The sequence below is a fragment of the Citrobacter sp. RHB25-C09 genome (assembly GCF_013836145.1).
Classification (GTDB): domain Bacteria; phylum Pseudomonadota; class Gammaproteobacteria; order Enterobacterales; family Enterobacteriaceae; genus Citrobacter_A.
The window spans coordinates 3,680,189-3,702,766 of sequence record NZ_CP057483.1 but is presented as its reverse complement, the minus strand read 5'-3'; the positions used below and the strand labels follow the sequence as shown (position 1 = coordinate 3,702,766).

Here is a 22,578-nt window from a genome sequence, read left to right as displayed (position 1 = left end):
ACGATTGCCATGCAGCGCCCGGGGCGTGTTGGGCGCTGTCTTTTTTAACCCTCAACCTTCACCACTTTGAGTTCGACCATGCCAATACCCAGCTTACGCGGCGAGTGACCCAGGATGTTACCCTCGTTGGTGGCTATGGGCTCTGGCGGAACAATAACCAGCGTATCCGCATCATCCGGGTTCTCAAAATGTAGCGTGGTGGTGGAAGCCTCATGACCTAAAATTAAGGTTTGCTCCGTTTTACCTACGCGTACTGGAATGGGTTGATTCGCGTTACCGCCAAACGCTTTGGCCGTAATCACCAGGTCAAACTTCTTCGGCAGCGGCGCTTTATACTCGATTTTGACCTCATCGGTGAGCTGCGCATTCGACCAGCGCCCCCATGACTCCGGACGGGAAATGCCGCTGAACTGCTTCACCTCTTCCGGTGCGCCAGCGACGTTGAAGATAAAGCTATCGGCTTTGTAGCGGATGTCATTATCAACAATTTTTAACGTGTCCACGTTGCCCTTGTAGCGCTCCATGTCGATGAGGGTATCTTTAAACGCCGTTTTGCCTTTCCACTGCGCTTTATCGACGTGCTGCACGGTTTGCTCTCCGCCCAGTTGACCCTGCGAGACGCACCAGTCGGTTGAGAGCGCCACGTCCGGTGCCCACAGTTGCCCCATCTTGTAGCAGCGATCAATCCAGACGAAGTTATCGCGCGGGGCAAAATCTGCAAGCTGATAGCGCAACGGCGCGGAATATTCACTCTCCGGCAGCGGTTCAACGCGTTTATCTGATACCCGCAGCAGCAGCGGCAGACGGAAGTGGCTTCCGGAGAAGGCGATCATGTTTTTATCGCGATCGACGGTGAACTCTTTGATCTCTTTCGGGAAATTCCACAGACGAATGATGTCCGGCTTCATCGCCATAATCTTTTCTTTGCTGTTCAGGAAAATTTCCGACAGCGACTGCCCGGAAAGACTGCTCCGCCCGAGGCCGATAAAGTTATCGCCGCCCAGGATATCAAGTATCGTTGCGCCGTTGTCCATGGTGTTACGTTTGACCGCCAGCGTATCCTGCTGTGGCTGGTCGCCGCGAATCACAAAAAACAGATTGCTGCGATCCTGTTTGTTCAGGTATTTCCACGCGGTGTTGTTCATCGCCAGATGGTCAGAAGAGACGACAATAACCGTGTCTTTAAACCACGGTGACGCTTTGATTTTGTTAATAAATGCAGCGATATTCTCCTGGCTGCAACTGACGGCGCTAAAAGATTGGTTTAGCTTGCCGTCGATGTCATAACGCTTGCGGTTACAGGTTCGCGAGATAAAGCCATCCGGGTGATGGGTATCGACGGTGAGCGTAAACAGCGAGAAACGCTGGCCAGAACGGGAGAGCGTTTCAAACTTCTTCCAGGCTTCATCCAGCACGGTGTCGTCATAGAAACCCCAGTCGTTGCGATAGGTCGGGTCCGCGACTACGCTCTTTAGCTCTTCCGCGCCATACAGGTAATCGAAGCCGTGGGATTTCAGGAACACGTCTTTGCCGGCGAAACGCAGATTTGCGCCCTGCACAAAGTAGTTCTGATAACCGGAGTTTTTCAGGATATCCCCAAGACAGATATTCTGCGGGAAGAAGCTGGAAACCGATGCCGATGCGTTGCCTTCAAACGGCGCAAACAGCGGAATGCCGCACTGAGAGGCGACCATACCGGCGATGGTATAATCTGTGCCCGGCAACTGCATTGTGTTACTGAAATCCAGCCCTTCATTTTTTAACGCGCCAAGTTCCGGCGTGAGCGCCGGGAAGGCGGCATCATCGAAATAGGTGCGCTCCAGGCTTTCGCCGTAGATATAAACCAGGTTCAGTTTAGGATTCGGGATGGTTTTTGACGGCTCTTTATAGTAAGTCGCGAAGTCCGGATCGCCCTCGCGCGACTGGGATTTCACCAGCTCGGTGATCTGACGGAATGCCGGGCTGGCATCCACAGAACCTAAGGCCAGCAGCAGCGCCAGCAGACTGTAGCCAACATGGTGCGGGTGATGTCGACGACGGCGTAAAATCCAGCCTAATGCGCCAAACACCGTTACGATCGCCAGAAAAATCCCGATGCCAGGCAGGATATATTTGCCTACGCCCGCGCCCGTAAGGCTGTTGGTTAATGTGTAGAGAACTGCGTCGTTAATGCCGTCGCCAGTGAAGTAGTCACTGGCATACAGCGTGATATTTAGAACTACAAAAAGCCCCAACACCGCCAGCGTGGCGATAAACCACCAGGTGTTGCGACCCGCTTTCCAGGCGTAAATCAGCACGGATGCGAGAAACAGAGTAATGGAGAGTAACTCAGACAACTGATCGATCCTCACAAATAGCCTTGTGCAAAGGCTCTACACCAGACGTCGGCTGGTAGCTCATCTTTTTTCGGGAAGTACAATGTAATGGGCTTGTAACTCTGCTGCAATTCTAGTGACATAAAATTACGTTGTTATTCAGAATTGGTTTAGATATGGGAAATTTTGATCGTCGTCACTTCCCATTACGCGGGGAGCCCGGTAGCGCTGAGGGGAAAGAGGGGAGAGCACCGCGCTTACAGGGAAACGCGGCGTTTGCGGTCAGGAGATAAAACTCATCCCTTGTTTAAGGACCAGGTCGCAGGCTTTGGTTTTCACTTTCTCAGCCAGCGGCGTGCTGCCAATGTTGTTCAGGTTAAGCTGTTGTCCGTCTTTGGTATTCAGCAGACCCTGAATGCCGTCCAGGTAGTTTGTGTCCTGTTTTTGCTCCGTTGTACCCAGCCCCAGTTTATCCAGAACCTGATTTTTCACATTCTCTGCATCGGTAACTGAAGCCAGCTTCTGCTTCGCGCAGTATTGCAAAATACCGGCCGCGTTGTTCATGTTGTTCGCGCTAAGCGCCTGGTTGCCGCCGTTCAGCAGACTGGTCAGGGAAGCGAGCGATGTGCCGCCTTGCGATGCGTTACCGCTTTGTTTGCTGAGCTCACTGGCGGCGCTGGTGAGGGAGTCCTGCCAGGATGCGGCGACGCTGCTGGTAGTAATGAACGCGCTGGCGGCAATCGCACAGCACAGAAGACGTTTCGCTGTTTTCATCGTGATAACTCGTAAATTAACCTGCGTCGCAGTATACCGCTGCTGTTACTCGGAATTGTCTCAATACTCTTTGCCCGTCACCCGGCTGCGATAGCTGTCCCAGTTGAAGATGACCCACAGACTGTTGCCCAACCGCATGCGATCCATAACCCGCTCGCCCAGCAGCTTATTCATTTCATCCATATTGCTGTTCGTGAGCATACCGGTGGGACGCTTGGAGGAGGATCGACGATCGACAATCTGGTTGATAATCACTTTTTCATAGCGTGATTCGGTCTGTACGCCGATCTCGTCGATCACCAGCAGATCGACATTACTCAGATCGTTTAACAGCTGCTCTTCGCTGGTTTCGCGATTGCTGAAGGTTTCTTTCATCGCCGACATGATATCGGCCACGGTGATGATCAGCACCGATTTGCCGCGCAGCAGCAGTTCGTTGCAGATGGCCGCTGCCAGGTGATTTTTCCCGGTTCCCGGTTTCCCCGAAAAGATAAAGCTGGCGATATTACCGTCAAATTCTTCGACGTACTGACGCGCTTTACTCAGGGCGTTCATTTGACCTTCACATTCAACGTGGTAGTTATCAAATGAACAGTTCTGATGCAGTGGGCGAATGCCGGAACGGTTAAAGGTACGCTGCATTTTCATCGCCCGGTTTTCACGTGCCAGCGCAGCGGCACGGATCTCACCTTGCTCTTTCTGCCAGGCCAGCAACTCTTCACCCGTTTTGAAGGCGGGTTTGATATGGGCGGGCATCATTTTTTGCAGACGCTTCATCAGTTCGCCAACGTTCTTCATCGTTAACCTCTAAAACCCGGTGGAATTTGATTGTCTGGTTCGCTGACCGTGTTCACATCGCGTTTTGGCAACCCCCCGTTGCTGGACCGGCTGATTTGTACGCTACGTGCCAGTTTTTGCTGCCATTGCACATGGTGGAAGACTTTGCCCTCTGCATGCCAGTAAGCCACAAACGAGGCCAACTCTTCAGCAGTGACAGGCTCTTTTAAGGCTACGCCCCATAATGCCGCCTGACGTTGAAAATCGGCATCTGGCTGCCAGTCCGGATACATTGCGAATTTCCCCAGCGGAATGGCGACCGGAGAGGGCTGCGGTTCGTCATAAAACTGCGCATCCAGTGTGATGTCGCTTCCCGGTCGCGCCAGTTTTTCTTCAAGCGCCAGCAGTTCCGCCAGACGTGCGGGCGTCACCGCGTAAAAAGCCGGAACGTTGTTGGCAAACACGGCGACAGCGCCACCTTCAGACTTTGCCAGTACGGTCTGGTGATCGTCGACCAGGGCGTCAATACCAATGACATCCGGGGTTAAAATTCTGCAAGACATAACGTTTCTCAATACTCGCTGCAATCGAGAAGGAACACTGCTTTTATAGTAACACACTGATGGGATTCAACGGCAGGGCTGAGCCTGCCGTTGTGATTAAACGCGGGGACGTTTGCGGTAGAGCCACAGGCCAGGTACGGAAAGGCCAATGGAGAGCGCGCCGACGATTGAGGAAGCCTTCAGGAAATTGGTCAACAGCGTGATCATCAGCGGTTCGCTGTAGCCAAAATGACTGATCTTCACGGCGGAGATCATCGCGGTGTAGGCCGAAATCCCTGGGAACATAGGGATGACGGCCGCGACGGTAAACACTTTAGGATGTGCCAGATACCAGCGTGACCACTGAATACCGATACTGCCAATCAGCAGGGAGGCGACGAAGGTAGACCATTCAATGTTAAAACCGGCGGTCATCATCACCATACGCGACCCGTGGCCCAGCGCGCCGAGCAGGGCACACCAGGGGAGCGCGCGGTGCGGAACATTAAATACCATCGCAAACCCCACCGCCGGGATAGCGGCCAGAAGCATGTCCTGCATCAGTGCGAGAATAAAATCGATTACGCCCATCCTGGAAGCCCCCAAAGTGTTAATGCCATCACCACGCCCACGCAGGTCGCCAGCGTCAGCAAACTGGCGATGGCCCAGCGGGCAAGCCCGGTATTAATATGCCCTTTAAACATATCCGCCACGGCGTTGATCAAGGGAAAACCGGGTACCAAAAGCAGCACGCTCGCAGCCATCGCTACCGTTGGCGTCTGGCTAAAGGTGGGGAGGTGCAGCAAAAGGCCGGAAATGGTAGTGGCGACGAACGCGGTAATACAAAAGTTAATCTGCGGATGCAAATGGCGCTGCGCCAGAAGTTGGCGGATGTACATGGCGACCATACTGGCGAAAAAGGTAATCACCGCGCCATCCCAGCCGCCGTTATTCAGCTTGCAGAAGCAGGCACAGGAAAGACCCACCATCAATGCCACAAGCCAGCGCGGATAACGTAAGGGTTTAAGCTGACTAAACCGCTTTTCAACGCCCTGGCAATCCAGCAGCTTGTGTTCCGCGAGGATGACGATGTGCTGCACCTCTGTCACCACATGCATATTAATGCCGCGATCCTGATTTTTCCGCGTAGACGTCAGGCACTGCCCGTCTTTAATGGTGGTCAGAACGATAGCGTTGGAGGAGATGGCGCTTTCGACGCTATCCATTCCCAACGCCAGACCAAGTCGGGTAGAGAGTTCATCGACCAGCGCGCTCTCAGCGCTGTGTTGCAATAAAAAAAGCCCGCACTGAATGGATAGCCGTGTAACCGTACGCTGATAAGATTGCTCTGCTTGCATGACTCGCCCTGACTGAAAAGACGCGTGGTGTGTTCGAATAACGAAAGATCTCTTTGTATCACGAAGCGCCCATTTTTTGGCTCTGGCTGAGACCAATCTTTGTGTCGAAAGCCGAATCCGTCACTTAGACGGCGGCGTTTATCGCAAACTATTCGCACTCTGATTGGGTGAGTCTCCATCTATTGATGGATTAGTAGCATAATTATCTTATTCTGCCTTCAACTTTGTTGTCTTTTACACAGAGGAATTGATGGCGGCTATCGTTAATGCCTAATTGAAATTAGAGGAGCTAACGTACTTATTTAGAAATTTTTAATATTTTCTTGCGGCTTTATAGGTGACTATTAAGGATGTTGAATTGCGTGATACTTAGTAAGGAACAGTATCATGCATTGTATGGACTCACGATAAATACCAGGGATAAACAATTCATACAATCTATTATTTTTGCCTTAATATTGCATTAAAGCATATATCACTAAATGCATATGTATGCGCTGTAGAGAGAGCAGAAATAAAGAGAGGGTGATATGTGGAGAGATTATGTTGCCAGGACGCTGCAAAAACGGAATTATTATCAGTAAAGTACCTGTAATACAGACAGGGTTAAGTGGGGTAATGCAGAAGCATTTCCCGGATCATGAATTAACTGTTTGTCGCGCAGTAGAAGAACTGACGTTATTACAATTACGTCGTTCTGATTTAGTGATTGCCGATCTCACCGGGGAGTGCCATTACCCGCGTAACGTCTGTGAGCAATACTATACGCTCATTTCACAATATCCTGATATTCATTGGGTTTTTCTGGTATCCAGAGCCTACTACTCGCAGGCTGTCGAACTGCTGATTTCCCCTGTCAGTACGCTATTGTCGGACGTTGAGCCTATCGAGAGTCTGGTCAGTACGATTCGCGCTGGAAATAACAATGCTGAACGGGTCAGCAAAGCATTACTCTCGCCTGTCCGTTCAGAACATCAGGAATTTGGTACCCGTTCTATTATTTTGACCCTGTCAGAACGCAAAGTCTTACGGCTGTTAGGGAAAGGCTGGGGAATTAATCAGATTGCGACATTACTTAAGAAGAGTAATAAAACGATCAGCGCCCAGAAAAACAGTGCCATGCGTCGTTTATCGATACACAGCAATGCTGAAATGTATGCATGGATTAACAGCACTCAAGGAGCCAGAGAGCTGAATTTACCTTCAGTATATGGAGACACCACGGAATGGAAAACCAAAGCGCTAAGAGAAATGTCGCACTCGTAGAAAAATGTTTTATGAGTCGCATTGGTATTCAGAGTTTATTTAATACCGATGCTGAAAATAATTATGAATTACATCTTTTTTCTACACGGGATGAATTTCAGGACGCCATGACGAAGATGGCTTTTTCAGCCGTTATTTTCTCTCTCTCCTCGATCAGAAAAGATCGTCGGATGGGGTTGATTTGTCTGAACGAACTGGCGACCAACTTTCCGGGAATGCGCCGTCTGGTCATTGCGGATGATGAAGTCGAAGCGCGTCTGATTGGCGCGCTATCGCCATCACCACTGGATGGTGTACTGAGCAAAGAGGCGGCGCTTCCTGAGTTGCAGGAGGCGCTGTTTTCCATGCTGAGCGGAACCCGCCGAATCAACGAAAATACCAACAACCTCTGGTATCTCAATCAGAGCCGAATGCTAAGCCCGACCGAGCGTGAAATTCTGCGCTTTATGTCGCATGGTTATTCAATGCCGCAGATCGCGGTTGAGCTGGAACGGAATATCAAGACCATCCGGGCGCACAAGTTTAATGTGATGTCCAAACTGGGAGTGAATTCTGACGCCGGGTTGTTGAATGCCGCTGATATTTTGCTTTACCTGCGCGCGGGAGAGACTCACCCTACGCTGCATACCGCATAATGCGCCGTGCCGAAGAGATCCGGCGCGGCACTCTTTTTACAGGCAGACATCAACCCAGGTCGCTGCGGTGATTTCGGCCATGCGCTCTGGTGAAATACGGATTGCGCTATGTGTCGCACCCGCGGCCGGCAACACCTCGCTGAACGCTTTCAGGGAAATGTCACAGTAGACAGGTAACGGCATTTCCAGCCCAAAAGGGCACACTCCGCCCACGGGGTGGCCCGTTGCGTTGACCACTTCATCGCTGCTGAGCATACGTGCTTTCGCGCCAAACGTACTTTTTAGCTTCTTATTATCCAGCCGCGCATCGCCTTTGGCGACAATCAGGATGATGGCGTCTTTGACCTTCAGTGAGAGGGTTTTGGCGATCTGCCCTGGCACGACATTATGGGCTTTAGCTGCCAGTTCTACCGTTGCAGTGCTTTGATTTGATTCAATGATTTCTATATCGGGGGCGTGTTCGGCCAAAAATTGCCGTACAGATTGTAGACTCATTCGGTTCTCCAGACTTCCTCTTTCGCAACCCGCTCTTCTAATGAAAACGGCTGGCGTAATTTGGCATAAACCCCAGAACGCTGTAAATATTCTGTAATGACAAATCAATAATCTAAGATATTTTTCGATCCTCTTCACAATCACGGAAACCGGTTACCGTAACCGGTTGCAGTCCGTCAAAGCGCGATTAATACTGCTGTTGTCACTTCCTCTGTATCACATAAAAAGAGCCAATTATGAAATCTACTCACCCAGCAGTCTTTAATGTGATTTTCCGGTTTGTTGAGAATTATGTCAGTCCGATAGCCGGGCGGATATCTTCACAGCGTCACGTAATGGCAATCCGCGATGGCTTTATTTCCGCTATGCCTTTCATGATTGTCGGATCGTTTCTGTTAGTGTTCGCTTATCCTCCGTTTTCTCCGGATACCACCTGGGGATTCGCGCGGGCGTGGTTGGATCTGGCAAAGCAATTTGAAGGTCAGATTCTGACTCCCTTCGATATGACGATGGGCATTATGTCTATCTATATCTGTGCCGCTATCGCCTATAACCTGGGGAAACACTATGCAAAGACGCATCAGTTGGATCCCTTTATGTGCGCAATGCTTTCCATTATGGCTTTCTTATTGATTGCGGCACCCAAGACGAAAGGGACGTTACCTGTCGATAGCCTTGGCGGGACGGGGATTTTTACCGCGATCCTGGTGGCGATCTACTGTGTGGAGATGATGCGTTTTCTTAAGGCGCACAACATCGGTATACGCCTGCCTGAGCAGGTCCCGCCGATGATCAAGAACTCCTTCGATCTCTTAATTCCGGTGCTGGTGGTCGTGCTGACCCTGTATCCGCTGAGCCTGCTCATCCAGTCGCAGTTCGATATGCTGATCCCACAGGCGATTATGGCTATCTTTAAACCGCTGGTGTCGGCTGCGGATTCGCTACCGGCCATCTTGCTGGCGGTGTTGATTGGCCATTTGCTGTGGTTTGCAGGCATTCACGGTGCGGCCATAGTCTCCGGGATGCTGCAAATGTTCTGGTTGACTAACCTGGGTATGAACCAGACCGCGCTGGCGCAGGGCGCGCCATTACCGCACATTTTTATGGAGGCGTTCTGGACCTTCTTTATCGTGATTGGGGGTTCCGGGGCAACGATGGGGCTGGTTATTTGCTATCTGCGTAGCCGCTCTGTGCACCTGCGCTCGATTGGTCGTTTGAGTATCGTACCCAGCATCTTCAACATTAACGAGCCGGTCATCTTCGGTACCCCAATCGTGATGAACCCGGTATTCTTCATTCCATTCTTACTGGCGCCGATGGTCAACGCCGTCCTGGCCTGGGCAGCGATGCAATTCGATTTGATCGGTCGTGTCATCTCGGTGGTGCCGTGGACCGCGCCAGCCCCGGTGGGCGCAGCATGGGCGTTAGGCTGGGATTATCGTGCGGCGATCCTGGTCGTGGTTCTGGCACTGGTGTCCGCCATTATTTACTATCCGTTCTTTAAGGTTTATGAGAAGCAGCTACTGGCTCAGGAAGCTGAAGAAACACAACGTTCTGACGCTGAAAATGAGCAGATTGCGCTGTAAGTAAGTCGTAAAGGCAGGACTCTTGCGGGAGTCCTGCTGGCTTAGCCCGGCTGATACCCTTCATCCGGCCTGCCTAACCGATGCTGGCACCACGCTGCGAGAAATTCCACGCAGACTCTCAGCTTGACGCTGCGGTACAGCGGCTCCTGATAGACTGCCCAGATATTGGCGCTTTGTGCATATTCCGGCAACACCCGAACCAGTTTGCCGCTCGCGAGAAAGGGCTGCACGTCCCACTCTGAACGCAGCATGATCCCTTTTCCTTCCAGTGCCCACTGCAACACAATTTCACCGCTATTGGAGGAGAGGTGCCCGGTGACTTTCACCGACTTTTTCTCCTGACCGTTTCCCAGTTCCCAAATGCCGTGAGTCATGTCACGTTCTTTTGTCACCAGGCAGTCGTGTCGACTTAATTCTTGTAGCGTCTGTGGTTCTGGATATTTTTGTAAATACGAGGGTGCTGCACATAATATTCTTTTATTTTTTGTTAACAAATGTGCAATATAATAATCCGGGATTTCATCGTTAATTCTAATATCCAGATCGATATTGTCCTGTATCAGATCAATCTGCCGATCAAACAGTTCAAAATGGACTAATAATTCAGGATAACTGCGCATCAGTTCCGTAATTGCTGGGGCAATATGACTGCGACCAAAGCCAAAGCTACAGCCAATACGAATTAACCCTTCCGGGCGCGTTTTAATTTGTGTGACATCATCGAACAGCCGCTGGTATTGCGTGAGGATCGACAGCGCATGCTCATAGCAGCACTGCCCGCTTTCAGTGAGCGCCACGCCCCTGGCCGAGCGGTTCAATAGCGTGGTGGCAAGCGTTGTCTCGAGTATCTGGATCCGTTTTGTGACAAAGGCTGGCGTCTGCCCCAGTGCCGCCGCTGCCGCGCTAAAACTTCCCGTATGGACAATTTCAATAAGCACCTGCAGGTCTTTGGCTAAGGGCCATGTTTTCAGCATTTTCGTGTTATCCGTGACGTTGACTGTTGCAGTGTAATTCGCAAAACCGGGATAAACTCTGCACTTGCTCAATATTCATCATCTTTCTTCAGCGAGATTCACGATCTGTTAATTACATATACACAGTCGCAAAAAATATAAAGGCACACTTTTGGTGGTAGTTTGTTGAGGAGAATTTATTTCCAGACGAATAAAAAACTGGAGTTGATATAATGAGCAATGAAAATAAACAAAATGCAGTGAATAAGCTGACGGAGATCGTCGCTGATTTTACTGCGATGATTTCCACCCGAATGCCCGACGATGTCGTGGATAAATTAAAGCAATTGCGGGCAGCTGAAACATCGCCTATGGGGAAAATTATTTACCATACGATGTTCGACAACATGCAGAAGGCGATTGACCTGAATCGTCCAGCCTGCCAGGACACCGGCGAAATCATGTTCTTTGTGAAGGTGGGGTCCCGTTTTCCTCTTTTAGGCGAACTGCAGAGCATCCTCAAGCAGGCGGTAGAAGACGCCACCGTTAAAGCGCCGCTGCGTCATAACGCGGTAGAGATTTTTGACGAAATCAATACCGGGAAAAACACCGGTAGCGGTGTGCCGTGGGTCACCTGGGACATTATCCCGGATGGCGAAGACGCGGAAATTGAAGTCTATATGGCGGGCGGCGGCTGTACTCTGCCAGGGCGCTCAAAAGTACTGATGCCTTCAGAAGGTTATGAAGGGGTAGTGAAATTTGTCTTTGAAAATATCTCTACATTAGCCGTTAACGCCTGTCCGCCGGTACTGGTAGGTGTGGGGATTGCCACCTCTGTTGAAACGGCGGCGGTTTTGTCACGCAAAGCGATTCTGCGGCCCATTGGCACGCGTCACCCTAATCCGAAAGCGGCAGAGCTTGAACTCCGTCTGGAAGAGGGGCTTAACCGCCTCGGCATTGGTCCGCAAGGACTGACCGGAAACAGTTCGGTGATGGGGGTTCATATCGAATCTGCCGCGCGCCACCCGTCAACGATTGGCGTGGCGGTCTCTACGGGCTGCTGGGCACACCGCCGCGGTACGCTGCTGGTCCATTCTGACCTCTCCTTCGAAAACCTGTCTCATACCCGGAGCGCGTTATGAAAAAGATCCTGACAACCCCGATCAAAGCCGAAGATCTGGAGGATATTCGCGTTGGCGATGTGATCTATCTGACCGGGACGCTGGTGACCTGCCGTGACGTCTGCCATCGTCGCCTGATCGAGCTTAAGCGCCCCATCCCTTACGACCTGAACGGCAAAGCGATATTCCACGCCGGGCCGATCGTGCGTAAAAACGGCGAAAAATGGGAAATGGTATCCGTTGGCCCAACGACCAGTATGCGCATGGAAACGTTTGAAAAAGAGTTCATTGAACAGACCGGTGTGAAGTTGGTGGTCGGTAAAGGCGGTATGGGACCGCTGACCGAAGAGGGCTGCCAGAAGTTCAAAGCGCTCCATGTGATCTTCCCGGCGGGCTGTGCGGTGCTGGCGGCAACTCAGGTCGAAGAGATTGAAGAAGTGCACTGGACGGAACTGGGTATGCCGGAATCGCTCTGGGTGTGCCGCGTGAAGGAGTTTGGCCCGCTGATCGTCTCTATCGACACGCAGGGCAATAACCTGATCGCTGAAAACAAAAAACAGTTCGCAGAGCGTCGCGGCCCTATCGTGGACGAAATCTGTGAACACGTGCATTACATAAAATAACCCTTCCGGAGAGGCTCTGCGCCTCTCCCCTTTTACAGGGATAGAACAATGGCACCTTTATCTGGTTGGTGGCGATACCTGGCTCCGCTGGTGGTTATCGCCATTATTGCTGTTTTGCCCGCCCCTGCCGGTCTTGAGAGCCACACCTGGCTCTATTTTGCGGTCTTTACCGGCGTCATCGTGGGACTCATTCTGGAACCCTTGCCCGGCGCGGTGGTCGCAATGATTGGTGTTTCAATCATCGCCGTGCTTTCCCCCTGGCTGCTGTTCAGCCCTGAACAGCTTGCACAGGAAGGATTCAAATTTACCGCCAAATCGCTGTCGTGGGCGGTTTCGGGATTTTCAAACTCCGTTATCTGGTTGATATTCGCTGCTTTTATGTTTGGCGCGGGCTACGAAAAAACCGGCCTTGGTCGACGCATTGCGCTCATGCTGGTCAAAAAAATGGGGCACCGGACGCTATTTCTTGGCTATGCGGTGATGCTTTCGGAGCTGATTCTCGCTCCGGTAACGCCGTCAAACTCCGCGCGCGGCGCAGGGATTATCTACCCGATTATTCGCAACCTCCCGCCGCTCTATAACTCCCAGCCTAACGACCCCAGCGCCCGTTCCATCGGTTCTTATATCATGTGGATGGGGATTACCGCTGACTGCGTGACCAGCGCCATTTTCCTGACGGCGATGGCACCGAACCTGCTGCTGATCGGCCTGATGAAAAGCGCATCCAATACGGCGCTGAGTTGGGGTGACTGGTTCCTGGGAATGCTGCCGCTCAGTATATTGCTGGTATTGCTGGTGCCCTGGCTGGCTTATGTGCTGTACCCGCCGGTGCTGAAGTCTGGCGATCAGGTACCGCGCTGGGCTGAGGGTGAGCTGAAAGCGATGGGGCCGCTGTGTGCGCGTGAGAAAAAGATGCTGGTGCTGATGGTAGGGGCGCTGGTGCTGTGGATTTTCGGCGGTGCATATATTGATGCGGCCATGGTTGGCTATAGCGTCGTGGCGCTGATGCTGGTGCTGGGCATCATCGCCTGGGATGACATCATCAGTAACAAAGCAGCCTGGAACGTCTTTTTCTGGCTGGCTTCGCTGATCGCCCTGGCGACCGGGTTAAACAATACCGGTTTCATCGGCTGGTTTGGCAAACTGTTGGCGGACGGGCTCAGCGGCTACTCGCCGGTGATGGTGATGTCAGCGCTGATCGTCGTGTTTTATCTTCTGCGCTACTTCTTTGCCAGCGCCACTGCTTACACCTCCGCACTGGCCCCGATGATGATCGCGGCAGCGTTAGCGATGCCGGATATTTCGTTACCCGTTTTCTGCATGATGGTCGGTGGGGCCATCGGTCTGGGGAGTATCCTCACGCCGTATGCGACGGGGCCAAGCCCAATCTACTACGGTAGCGGATATTTACCTACGGCGGATTACTGGCGGCTGGGGGCGATTTTTGGCCTGATATTCCTGGTGTTACTGGTGATTTCCGGGCTGCTCTGGATGCCACTCGTGCTGTAACAATCAGGCTTGCCGATGGTAGTGCGTTGTCATCGGCTTATCATTTATTTCAGCGTGCAGTCTCCGCACTGCTGAACGTCCGGCAGGCGGTAACGCTGACAGCAGGTTCTGCGCACCAGCACACCTTCGCGGGAAACCACGGTGCGCCAGAGCGGATTATCTGCGCCGCAGGAAAGCTGTTTTTCAAAAAAACAGGACTGACGCAGGGTGTTCAGCAATTCATCTCCTAACAGCGGTTTCATTTCCGTGAGATACCAGTTGATCAAATAACCGGTATTGCTCCAGATAAGTTTACCGTTGATGTCACCTGTCGCTTCCAGTGCCGAAATGACGGGGAACAGCGCCTGTTTAACCAGCGTCTCCATCCGCGCCTGCGGTGACTGTGCTGAGGTTTTGCGATCCGGCTGAACGTCAATCCAGAAGCAGGCGGCACGCCCCGTTTCATGAAATTCCACGTGGATATGCTCGGGAGAAACATCAATGGCAGTCTCCTGCGTTAACAGTGCGAGCATAAGCGGTGGGACCATTAACCCGATGTACCATTGCGCCCACAGTGAGATCAGCGGTTTATTTTCCCGCGGCTGCGTAGGCTGGTTGCGATAAATATGGTCGGAATAGATTGCCAGCAGCGAGCGAAGTTCACTCGGACGACGCCATTGCGCCAGCGTCATGGCACCCTGTGGGGCTGGTTCATCCAGACGGATAAAATCAAGCAGATGTGCTCGCGTTTGCGCGATAGTTTCGCGCACGGCATCAGCCAGCGAAGGCATCTGTGGATGGAGATGCGTTCGCCAAATTACATCGTCAATGATTGGGGCGGAACGATAAGCCATAGTCTGGATAGTAATCTAAATGATAATGATTACTAATCCTAGCGATAGGCATAAACGATAGCAAGATCTTTATCAGAGAGGTGCGCGCGTACGCACGAATACGCAAGGCGCGTCAGGTGATCTCCACATCCTCGCTCGTCAGAATGTAATTACGCCCGTGGTTTTTTGCTTTGTAGAGCGCTTTATCCGCGTTGGTGATGGCGCTTTCTACGTCCTGTGCCAGCAGCGGGGCAATTCCCATGCTAACCGTGACATGCGTGCCGACGCTTTCGTTAAACATGTGTGGAATTTTAAGATCGTAAACCGCCTGGCGAATGCGTTCCGCAGTGGCATAGGCTTGCTGAGCATTAGCGAAGGTGAGCAGCACCAAAAACTCTTCGCCGCCGAAACGCACAACGATATCGCGTGAGCGGACCGTATTGCGGATCGCAGCAGAAACGCGAATCAGCGCCTGATCGCCCATCATGTGCCCATAGTTATCGTTGTAGGCTTTGAAGTGATCGATATCGATCAGCAAAACGTGCCGCTGTTGGGTATCCATATCCAGCAGGATATCCAGCTTATTTTTCAATCCCCGGCGGTTGTATAACCCTGTCAGCGGGTCGAGCATGCTCAGGTCGCTTAGCGTCTGCTTTTCGGCAAGCAGTTTGTACATCAGCTGTTGAGCAAAATTGTCGTTACGTTTCTGAATGATATGCTGAATGGCGATGCCGGCCATCGGCAGTGCCATAAAATAGAGAATGCGTAGACCATGGTCACGACCGTCAAGCCACAGGCAAGCGAATACAGCAGGAAGTGAATGCAAAGTAAAGGCAACTATATTATTGGCAAAAGCAATTGAACCAATAAATAAAACCGTCAAAAGCGCAATCAGCATAAAGGAATAGTCTTGATGCTGAAGGAAATTATATTTCAGGGTTATATGCGTCGCCCATAACACACCAAAAATTAACGAGATGATGTGCAGGTTAATTTTTCTGGAGGCATATTTACCATGCCAGGCCAGCAGGACCACGCTCAGAACAAGGATGGTCAAGGCCGGTGCGAACGGGGCTTTGCTCGGGTATATAGGAAAAACAAGGGCAAACAACGCCGAAACGGCATTGAGCAACAATAAAAGGCGTAAAGCGAATTGGTATTTTTTTATGCGTAAGGCTTGCCAGGTTTTTACAGTCATATGAGAAGTCGTTATTAATCTAACAATTATGCAGTACTGAATACCTGGGTAAGGAATTAAGGACGCAGGGAGTCTCGCCTAAAACAGCGGAGTCGTGAATCTTTAAATTAAACGCTGGGTAATTTATCACCGAAAAACATTCATGTCATCAATAGTTGAAGGCGGTAAGCATCGGTGCGGCACGATTATGTGACAAATGAGAAATTTTATCATATGATATTGTTTATCATTATCACTGCGAGAGGTGAAACCATGTTGCAGCGAGCGCTGGGCAGTGGGTGGGGAGTCCTGTTGTCAGGCATGGTCATTGCCGGACTGACGTTTGCGGATCTTTCTCCCGAAGCATGGAAAGTGATTATCGTTTCCGGACTGTTAGCGACGCCGGTTATGCTTTATCACAAACAGTTACGCCACTTTGTATTGTTGCCATCGTGTATAGCGCTGATTGGGGGCATGATGTTGGTATTGATGACGATGAATCAGTGATAATAAAGCAGGGAGTGAAGCAGAGAGGAACAAGATAAGTGGTGCGAGGGGGGGGACTCGAACCCCCACATCCTAAGGACACTAACACCTGAAGCTAGCGCGTCTACCAATTCCGCCACCTTCGCACAGTTATCTTATTTTTTGATATCGCCTCGTTGGTGCGAGGGGGGGGACTCGAACCCCCACATCCTAAGGACACTAACACCTGAAGCTAGCGCGTCTACCAATTCCGCCACCTTCGCCCAGTGCGAGCAATATCAACGTGGATTATGGTGCGAGGGGGGGGACTTGAACCCCCACGTCCGTAAGGACACTAACACCTGAAGCTAGCGCGTCTACCAATTCCGCCACCTTCGCATACCATCGATTCATAAAAAGAATCGTTACCACGGAGGCGCATTCTAGTGGTTTTCAACTTTTCGTCAATAGATAATTGCCCTGGTGGCGTTTAATTGATGTAAAAATGGGCGCTAACCGAAGGCCGGATAAGCGAAGCGTCATCCGGCCTGGAAAGGGAAGGCTTACTTCTTCGCCTGACGGGTCATTACCGTGCGGTAAACCTTGAAGCGTCCGGTCTGGGCGATCACCTCATGGAAGCCAAAGGTTTCGTCCAGCACCTGCGGGTAAGGCAGGAAAGCGTTGGCAACAATGCGCAGTTCACCGCCGCTGTTCAGATGGCGCACCGCGCCGCGAATCAGGGTTTGCGCCGCATCCAGGCTGGTTTGCAGCCCATCGTGGAATGGCGGGTTCGAAATGATCATGTCGAAACGGCCATTCACCTCAGAAAAGACGTTGCTGGCAAAGACGTTGCCTTCAATGCCGTTCGCGGCAAGCGTGGCGCGGCTGGCTTCCACGGCCGGCGCGCTCACATCGCATAATGATAAACGCACTTTGGGTGAGTGGCTGGCCAGCGCAACAGAGAGCACGCCTGCGCCACAGCCGACGTCCAGCACTTTCCCCTTGGTGTGCGGCGTCAGAGTGGAAAGCAGCAGTTGGCTGCCCACATCCAGACCGTCACGGCTGAAAACACCCGGCAGAGTTTTGATGGTCAGGCCGTCAACGTGGTACTCGCCCCAGAACTTTTCAGCGTCAAATGTCGGCTGTTTTTCCAGTCGGCCGTGATAAAGGCCGCAGCGACGGGCGCTATCGATTTTGTTCAACGGGGCATAGTCTGCCAGCATCTGCTCGGCGCTACGTACACCGCTGCGGTTTTCGCCGACGACAAAAATGTCGGTGCCCACCGGCAGCAGCGACAAGATATTCATTAACTGGAACTGCGCTTCCGGTTTGTTTTTCGGCCAGTAGTAGATAAACGTGTCGCTGTCGGCGACGTCTTCTGACTGCGCAACCAAGCTAAAACGCGCGTTGTCGCCCATCTGGCGGCTCAGTACCTGCCAGTGGTGCAGCTGTTGGGTATGCACTCGACTGGCGGCACTTTCAAAGCGCGCGGGCAGGTCATCCTGCAAATCTCCGGCAAACAGAATACGGCTTTGTTCGAAATCATCACTGTGGCGCAGCAAGACTTCACTTGCCGGGGTAAAAGCAGACATGAAACACTCCTTAAATCATACAGCGGGCGATTATAGTCGGTTGTTGGTACAGATTCGACAAATTTGCTATATTTGCGCCCCTGAGAGACAGGAGCGAATCGCGATGACAACCCGACGAGACTGGCAGTTACAACAACTGGGTATTACCCAGTGGTCGCTGCGTCGCCCCAGCGCGTTGCAGGGAGAAATCGCCATTTCTATTCCTGCTCACGTCCGCCTGGTGATGGTCGGCGATGCGTTACCTCAGCTTAGCGAGCCGCTGGTCCGCGACGTTTTGCGCGCATTGACCTTAAGCCCTGAACAGGTTCTACAGGTCACGCCGGAACGAGCGGCTATGCTGCCGCAGGGTAACCGCTGTAATAGCTGGCGGCTGGGTACCGAAACGCCGCTATTACTGGAAGGTGTGCAGGTTTCGACCTCTGCGTTTAATGAACTACGGGACAACCCCACGGCACGCGCCGCACTATGGCAACAAATCTGCACTTATGAACACGATTTCTTCCCTCAGTCCGAATGATTTACCCGCCGCGTTTCAAATTGAAAAGCGCGCCCATGCATTTCCCTGGAGTGAACAGACTTTTGCCAGCAACCAGGGCGAACGCTATCTCAACTATCAACTCACGGCTGACGGGAAAATGGCGGCGTTTGCCATTACGCAGGTGGTACTGGATGAAGCTACGCTGTTTAACATTGCGGTCGATCCCGCTTTTCAGCGCCGGGGATTAGGAAGAACGCTCCTTGAGCATCTTATTGATGAATTAGAAAAACGCGGCGTCCTGACGCTGTGGCTGGAGGTTCGCGCCTCCAACGTTGCCGCCATCGCACTGTATGAAAGCTTAGGCTTCAACGAGGCAACGATTCGCCGCAATTACTATCCGACCGCTGACGGTCGCGAGGACGCCATCATAATGGCACTGCCAATCAGTATGTAAAAGAAGGTGTAATGATGAAGTGGGACTGGATTTTCTTTGATGCCGACGAAACGCTGTTTACGTTTGACTCGTTTACCGGCTTACAGCGGATGTTTCTTGACTATAGCGTCACCTTTACCGCTGAGGATTTTCAGGACTATCAGGCCGTGAATAAACCGCTGTGGGTGGATTATCAGAACGGCGCGATCACGTCATTACAGCTGCAGCATGCGCGCTTCCAGAGTTGGGCTGAACGGTTGAAAGTGGAACCCGGTTTGCTGAACGACGCGTTTATGAATGCCATGGCGGAAATTTGTGCGCCGTTGCCAGGCGCTGTTTCGTTGCTCGATGCCATTCGTGGCAAAGCCAAAATTGGGATAATTACCAACGGCTTTACCTCATTACAGCAGATTCGCCTCGAACGTACCGGGCTGCGTGACTACTTTGATTTATTAGTCATTTCGGAAGAGGTGGGCGTGGCGAAACCGGATCCGAAAATTTTCGACTATGCGCTGGCGCAAGCGGGCAATCCTGACCGTTCTCGCGTATTGATGGTGGGGGACACGGTCATGTCCGATATCCTTGGCGGTATCAACGCCGGGCTTTCAACCTGCTGGCTAAATGCTCACCATCACGAGCAGCCAGAAGGGATTGTCCCCACCTGGACCGTCTCGTCATTAGCCGAACTGGAGCAACTCCTGTGTAAACACTGATTGCCTCCCCCCCGCTGATGGGTAAAATAGCCGCAATTTTTCGTATTCCACATGCGCGGCGCGACGCCGCGTTTACTAAGAAGAAACCATTATGACGTTGTCTCCTTATTTGCAGGAGGTGGCCAAGCGCCGCACTTTTGCCATTATTTCTCACCCGGATGCCGGTAAAACGACCATCACCGAGAAGGTGCTGCTGTTCGGACAGGCGATCCAGACTGCCGGGACGGTTAAAGGCCGTGGCTCCAGCCAGCACGCGAAATCTGACTGGATGGAGATGGAAAAGCAGCGTGGTATTTCTATTACCACCTCCGTGATGCAGTTTCCGTATCATGATTGCCTGGTGAACCTGCTCGACACCCCGGGGCACGAAGACTTCTCCGAAGATACCTATCGTACCCTGACGGCGGTGGACTGCTGCCTGATGGTCATCGACGCCGCAAAAGGCGTTGAGGATCGTACCCGTAAGCTGATGGAAGTTACCCGTCTGCGCGACACGCCGATCCTGACCTTTATGAACAAACTCGACCGCGACATCCGTGACCCAATGGAGTTGCTGGACGAAGTGGAGAACGAGCTGAAGATTGGCTGCGCGCCAATCACCTGGCCGATTGGCTGCGGCAAGCTGTTCAAAGGGGTCTACCACCTCTATAAAGACGAAACCTACCTCTACCAGACCGGGAAAGGCCATACCATCCAGGAAGTGCGCATCGTTAAAGGTCTGAGCAACCCGGATCTCGACGCGGCGGTGGGTGAAGATCTGGCGCAGCAGCTTCGCGACGAGCTGGAACTGGTGCAGGGCGCATCAAACGAATTTGATAAAGAGCTGTTCCTCGCGGGCGAAATCACGCCGGTGTTCTTTGGTACCGCGCTGGGCAACTTTGGTGTAGACCACATGCTGGACGGTCTCGTGGAGTGGGCGCCTGCGCCGATGCCGCGTAAAACCGATACCCGTGTGGTGGAAGCTAAAGAAGAGAAATTCACGGGCTTCGTCTTCAAGATCCAGGCCAACATGGACCCGAAACACCGTGACCGTGTGGCCTTTATGCGCGTCGTTTCCGGCAAATACGAGAAGGGCATGAAAATGCGCCAGGTCCGTATCGGCAAAGACGTGGTGATCTCGGACGCTCTGACCTTTATGGCGGGCGACCGTTCTCACGTGGAAGAAGCGTACCCGGGCGATATTCTCGGTCTGCACAACCATGGCACCATCCAGATTGGCGATACCTTCACCCAGGGCGAGATGATGAAGTTCACCGGTATTCCGAACTTCGCACCGGAACTGTTCCGTCGTATCCGCCTGAAAGATCCGCTGAAGCAGAAGCAGTTGTTGAAAGGTCTGGTACAGCTTTCAGAAGAAGGGGCTGTGCAGGTCTTCCGTCCTATCAGCAACAACGATCTGATTGTGGGGGCGGTCGGTGTCCTGCAGTTCGACGTGGTTGTGGCGCGTCTGAAGAGTGAATACAACGTTGAGGCCATCTATGAGTCTGTCAACGTTGCTACCGCGCGCTGGGTCGAGTGCGCCGACGCCAAGAAATTCGAAGAGTTCAAGCGTAAGAACGAAGTGCAACTGGCGCTGGATGGCGGCGATAACCTCACCTATATCGCCCCGACCATGGTCAACCTCAACCTGACGCAAGAACGTTACCCGGACGTTCAGTTCCGTAAAACTCGCGAGCATTAATCCTTCTTCAGAGCGCGGCATCCGCTGCGCTCTGTCACTTTCCCTGCCTTATTAGCCGCTTGCGGATTGTTCTTAAATCCCGCTGTTTTGCTTATGTTTGGCTGTTTTTTAAACGGTTGGCCGAGCGGTTTCAAAATTGTGATCTATATTTAACAAAGCGATGACATAAATATCGGCTTTAAATACCGTTCAATGCATAGGATTAAGTGCTTAAAGCTGATCTCTATCAGAGTCGCGATATTAATAACTGATTTGCAGGTTTTACATTCACACACTCAATGCAGGACTACATCGATGACTATGACAAGACTGAAGATTTCTAAAACTCTGCTGGCCGTGATGCTAACTTCCGCTGTGGCAACGGGTTCTGCGTATGCAGAAAACGCGACCACGGATAAAGCGCAATCCGGTACTGAAAGCGCAGGGCAAAAAGTCGATAGCTCTATGAATAAAGTCGGTAATTTCATGGATGACAGCGCCATTACCGCCAAAGTTAAAGCGGCACTGGTGGATCATGAAAACATCAAAAGTACCGATATTTCGGTGAAAACCGAGCAGAAAGTCGTGACGTTAAGTGGTTTTGTCGAAAGCCAGACACAGGCGGAAGAAGCGGTGAAAGTGGCGAAAGGCGTTGAAGGGGTGACCTCCGTCAGTGACAAACTGCACGTTCGCGACAGCAAAGAGAGTTCTGTGAAAGGGTACGCTGGCGACACGGCGACCACCAGCGAAGTCAAAGCCAAGCTGCTCGCGGATGACATCGTGCCTTCCCGGAAAGTGAAAGTTGAAACGACCGACGGCGTGGTGCAACTTTCCGGCACCGTGGATTCTCAGGCACAAATTGAGCGTGCCGAGAGCATTGCCAAAGCCGTTGATGGCGTGAAAAGCGTCAAAAACGATCTGAAAACAAAATAAATACTTTTAATTCCACCTCCTGACATGTGTTGGGAGGTGAGATATGTACCAGACCAACAATATCGCAAATGAGTAGCCTGAGCGCTCATGATAAGCGGTCGACATTAACTATGGTAAAGGAGACGTCTATGTTTCGTTGGGGCATCATATTTCTGGTTATCGCGTTAATTGCCGCCGCTCTGGGTTTCGGGGGGTTAGCCGGTACTGCTGCGAGCGCGGCGAAAATTGTCTTCGTCGTCGGGATCATTCTGTTCCTGGTCAGCCTGTTTACCGGGCGTAAACGGCCGTAGCCACTTTCCGTAAAGTAAAGTTGCAAGATAGCCAGTCCTTTGGACTGGCTTTTGCGGTTTATGACGCCGTA

The 22,578-nt window shown here is 52.0% G+C and carries 24 protein-coding genes and 3 tRNA genes; 13 read left to right on the top strand and 14 right to left on the bottom strand.

Annotation, left to right across the window (positions count from 1 at the left end; translation table 11 throughout):
- Nucleotides 1–44 precede the first annotated feature (44 nt).
- The 6 genes from opgB to HVY19_RS17465 form a co-directional block, all read right to left on the bottom strand.
- Nucleotides 45–2,336: a phosphatidylglycerol--membrane-oligosaccharide glycerophosphotransferase gene (gene opgB, locus HVY19_RS17490; RefSeq protein WP_181681740.1), complete on the bottom strand. Its 2,292-nt coding sequence runs from the start codon at nucleotides 2,334–2,336 to the stop codon at nucleotides 45–47.
- 261 nt (nucleotides 2,337–2,597) lie between these two features.
- On the bottom strand, nucleotides 2,598–3,089 hold the full coding sequence (locus HVY19_RS17485; RefSeq protein ID WP_181681739.1) for a DUF2501 domain-containing protein: 492 nt from the start codon (nucleotides 3,087–3,089) through the stop codon (nucleotides 2,598–2,600).
- A 60-nt stretch (nucleotides 3,090–3,149) separates the two neighbouring features.
- Complete coding sequence (dnaC, locus tag HVY19_RS17480; RefSeq protein ID WP_181681738.1) at nucleotides 3,150–3,887, bottom strand: DNA replication protein DnaC; 738 nt, start codon at nucleotides 3,885–3,887, stop codon at nucleotides 3,150–3,152.
- A gap of 2 nt (nucleotides 3,888–3,889) precedes the next feature.
- Nucleotides 3,890–4,429, bottom strand: a complete 540-nt coding sequence (gene dnaT, locus HVY19_RS17475; RefSeq protein ID WP_181681737.1) for a primosomal protein DnaT — start codon at nucleotides 4,427–4,429, stop codon at nucleotides 3,890–3,892.
- Nucleotides 4,430–4,525: 96 nt separating this feature from the next.
- On the bottom strand, nucleotides 4,526–4,999 hold the full coding sequence (locus HVY19_RS17470) for a threonine/serine exporter (protein ID WP_181681736.1): 474 nt from the start codon (nucleotides 4,997–4,999) through the stop codon (nucleotides 4,526–4,528).
- Nucleotides 4,990–5,766 carry a threonine/serine exporter ThrE family protein gene (locus HVY19_RS17465; RefSeq protein ID WP_181681735.1) on the bottom strand — a complete coding sequence of 259 codons (777 nt, stop codon included), beginning with the start codon at nucleotides 5,764–5,766 and terminating at the stop codon, nucleotides 4,990–4,992. Before HVY19_RS17465 ends, HVY19_RS17470 begins: the two co-directional genes overlap by 10 nt.
- Before the next feature lie 543 nt (nucleotides 5,767–6,309).
- Here HVY19_RS17465 and HVY19_RS17460 point away from each other — a divergent pair.
- Both HVY19_RS17460 and bglJ read left to right on the top strand, forming a co-directional pair.
- The gene (locus tag HVY19_RS17460; RefSeq protein ID WP_181681734.1) at nucleotides 6,310–7,032 is read left to right on the top strand and encodes a response regulator transcription factor; all 723 of its coding nucleotides are present in this window, start codon (nucleotides 6,310–6,312) and stop codon (nucleotides 7,030–7,032) included.
- Nucleotides 6,993–7,667 (top strand): DNA-binding transcriptional activator BglJ, encoded by a 675-nt coding sequence (gene bglJ, locus HVY19_RS17455; RefSeq protein ID WP_181681733.1) that lies wholly within the window; start codon nucleotides 6,993–6,995, stop codon nucleotides 7,665–7,667. Before HVY19_RS17460 ends, bglJ begins: the two co-directional genes overlap by 40 nt.
- Before the next feature lie 36 nt (nucleotides 7,668–7,703).
- Here bglJ and HVY19_RS17450 read toward each other — a convergent pair whose 3' ends face one another.
- Nucleotides 7,704–8,162 (bottom strand): YbaK/EbsC family protein, encoded by a 459-nt coding sequence (locus tag HVY19_RS17450; RefSeq protein ID WP_181681732.1) that lies wholly within the window; start codon nucleotides 8,160–8,162, stop codon nucleotides 7,704–7,706.
- 236 nt (nucleotides 8,163–8,398) lie between these two features.
- Here HVY19_RS17450 and HVY19_RS17445 point away from each other — a divergent pair, with 236 nt between their 5' ends.
- Entirely contained in the window at nucleotides 8,399–9,748 is a 1,350-nt protein-coding gene (locus tag HVY19_RS17445) for a PTS sugar transporter subunit IIC (protein WP_181681731.1), read from the top strand.
- A 41-nt stretch (nucleotides 9,749–9,789) separates the two neighbouring features.
- Here the strand turns inward: HVY19_RS17445 and HVY19_RS17440 are convergent, their stop codons facing one another.
- Nucleotides 9,790–10,722 (bottom strand): LysR family transcriptional regulator, encoded by a 933-nt coding sequence (locus tag HVY19_RS17440; RefSeq protein WP_181681730.1) that lies wholly within the window; start codon nucleotides 10,720–10,722, stop codon nucleotides 9,790–9,792.
- Nucleotides 10,723–10,931: 209 nt separating this feature from the next.
- Between HVY19_RS17440 and ttdA the strand changes: the two genes are divergently transcribed.
- From ttdA to HVY19_RS17425, 3 genes are read left to right on the top strand one after another with little or no spacing between them, the layout of a single operon-like run.
- The gene (gene ttdA, locus HVY19_RS17435; protein WP_181684318.1) at nucleotides 10,932–11,843 is read left to right on the top strand and encodes a L(+)-tartrate dehydratase subunit alpha; all 912 of its coding nucleotides are present in this window, start codon (nucleotides 10,932–10,934) and stop codon (nucleotides 11,841–11,843) included.
- Nucleotides 11,840–12,445: a L(+)-tartrate dehydratase subunit beta gene (gene ttdB / locus HVY19_RS17430; RefSeq protein WP_181681729.1), complete on the top strand. Its 606-nt coding sequence runs from the start codon at nucleotides 11,840–11,842 to the stop codon at nucleotides 12,443–12,445. The genes ttdA and ttdB overlap by 4 nt, the downstream gene beginning before the upstream one ends.
- Nucleotides 12,446–12,493: 48 nt before the next feature.
- Entirely contained in the window at nucleotides 12,494–13,954 is a 1,461-nt protein-coding gene (locus HVY19_RS17425; RefSeq protein WP_181681728.1) for an anion permease, read from the top strand.
- A 44-nt stretch (nucleotides 13,955–13,998) separates the two neighbouring features.
- Here the strand turns inward: HVY19_RS17425 and fhuF are convergent, their stop codons facing one another.
- Both fhuF and HVY19_RS17415 read right to left on the bottom strand, forming a co-directional pair.
- The gene (fhuF, locus tag HVY19_RS17420) at nucleotides 13,999–14,787 is read right to left on the bottom strand and encodes a siderophore-iron reductase FhuF (protein WP_181681727.1); all 789 of its coding nucleotides are present in this window, start codon (nucleotides 14,785–14,787) and stop codon (nucleotides 13,999–14,001) included.
- Between the two features lie 112 nt (nucleotides 14,788–14,899).
- Nucleotides 14,900–15,964 (bottom strand): GGDEF domain-containing protein, encoded by a 1,065-nt coding sequence (locus HVY19_RS17415; protein WP_181681726.1) that lies wholly within the window; start codon nucleotides 15,962–15,964, stop codon nucleotides 14,900–14,902.
- A 213-nt stretch (nucleotides 15,965–16,177) separates the two neighbouring features.
- Between HVY19_RS17415 and HVY19_RS17410 the strand changes: the two genes are divergently transcribed.
- Entirely contained in the window at nucleotides 16,178–16,450 is a 273-nt protein-coding gene (locus tag HVY19_RS17410; protein WP_181681725.1) for a DUF1435 domain-containing protein, read from the top strand.
- A 39-nt stretch (nucleotides 16,451–16,489) separates the two neighbouring features.
- Here HVY19_RS17410 and HVY19_RS17405 read toward each other — a convergent pair.
- The 4 genes from HVY19_RS17405 to rsmC all read right to left on the bottom strand — a co-directional run bounded on the left by HVY19_RS17405 (nucleotide 16,490) and on the right by rsmC (nucleotide 18,000).
- A tRNA-Leu gene (locus HVY19_RS17405) sits at nucleotides 16,490–16,575 on the bottom strand.
- A gap of 31 nt (nucleotides 16,576–16,606) precedes the next feature.
- Nucleotides 16,607–16,692 (bottom strand) — tRNA-Leu (locus HVY19_RS17400).
- A gap of 28 nt (nucleotides 16,693–16,720) precedes the next feature.
- Nucleotides 16,721–16,807, bottom strand: a tRNA-Leu gene (locus tag HVY19_RS17395).
- Between the two features lie 164 nt (nucleotides 16,808–16,971).
- Nucleotides 16,972–18,000, bottom strand: a complete 1,029-nt coding sequence (rsmC, locus tag HVY19_RS17390) for a 16S rRNA (guanine(1207)-N(2))-methyltransferase RsmC (protein WP_181681724.1) — start codon at nucleotides 17,998–18,000, stop codon at nucleotides 16,972–16,974.
- Between the two features lie 103 nt (nucleotides 18,001–18,103).
- Here rsmC and HVY19_RS17385 point away from each other — a divergent pair, with 103 nt between their 5' ends.
- The 6 genes from HVY19_RS17385 to HVY19_RS17360 all read left to right on the top strand — a co-directional run bounded on the left by HVY19_RS17385 (nucleotide 18,104) and on the right by HVY19_RS17360 (nucleotide 22,507).
- The gene (locus HVY19_RS17385; RefSeq protein WP_181681723.1) at nucleotides 18,104–18,517 is read left to right on the top strand and encodes a DNA polymerase III subunit psi; all 414 of its coding nucleotides are present in this window, start codon (nucleotides 18,104–18,106) and stop codon (nucleotides 18,515–18,517) included.
- Nucleotides 18,486–18,932 (top strand): ribosomal protein S18-alanine N-acetyltransferase, encoded by a 447-nt coding sequence (gene rimI / locus HVY19_RS17380; protein WP_181681722.1) that lies wholly within the window; start codon nucleotides 18,486–18,488, stop codon nucleotides 18,930–18,932. The genes HVY19_RS17385 and rimI overlap by 32 nt, the downstream gene beginning before the upstream one ends.
- A 14-nt stretch (nucleotides 18,933–18,946) precedes the next feature.
- Nucleotides 18,947–19,624 carry a pyrimidine 5'-nucleotidase gene (gene yjjG, locus HVY19_RS17375; RefSeq protein ID WP_181684317.1) on the top strand — a complete coding sequence of 226 codons (678 nt, stop codon included), beginning with the start codon at nucleotides 18,947–18,949 and terminating at the stop codon, nucleotides 19,622–19,624.
- A 91-nt stretch (nucleotides 19,625–19,715) separates the two neighbouring features.
- On the top strand, nucleotides 19,716–21,305 hold the full coding sequence (prfC, locus tag HVY19_RS17370; RefSeq protein WP_181681721.1) for a peptide chain release factor 3: 1,590 nt from the start codon (nucleotides 19,716–19,718) through the stop codon (nucleotides 21,303–21,305).
- A 294-nt stretch (nucleotides 21,306–21,599) separates the two neighbouring features.
- On the top strand, nucleotides 21,600–22,217 hold the full coding sequence (osmY, locus tag HVY19_RS17365) for a molecular chaperone OsmY (protein ID WP_181681720.1): 618 nt from the start codon (nucleotides 21,600–21,602) through the stop codon (nucleotides 22,215–22,217).
- A gap of 128 nt (nucleotides 22,218–22,345) precedes the next feature.
- On the top strand, nucleotides 22,346–22,507 hold the full coding sequence (locus tag HVY19_RS17360; protein WP_181681719.1) for a DUF1328 domain-containing protein: 162 nt from the start codon (nucleotides 22,346–22,348) through the stop codon (nucleotides 22,505–22,507).
- The last annotated feature ends 71 nt before the right edge of the window (nucleotides 22,508–22,578 follow it).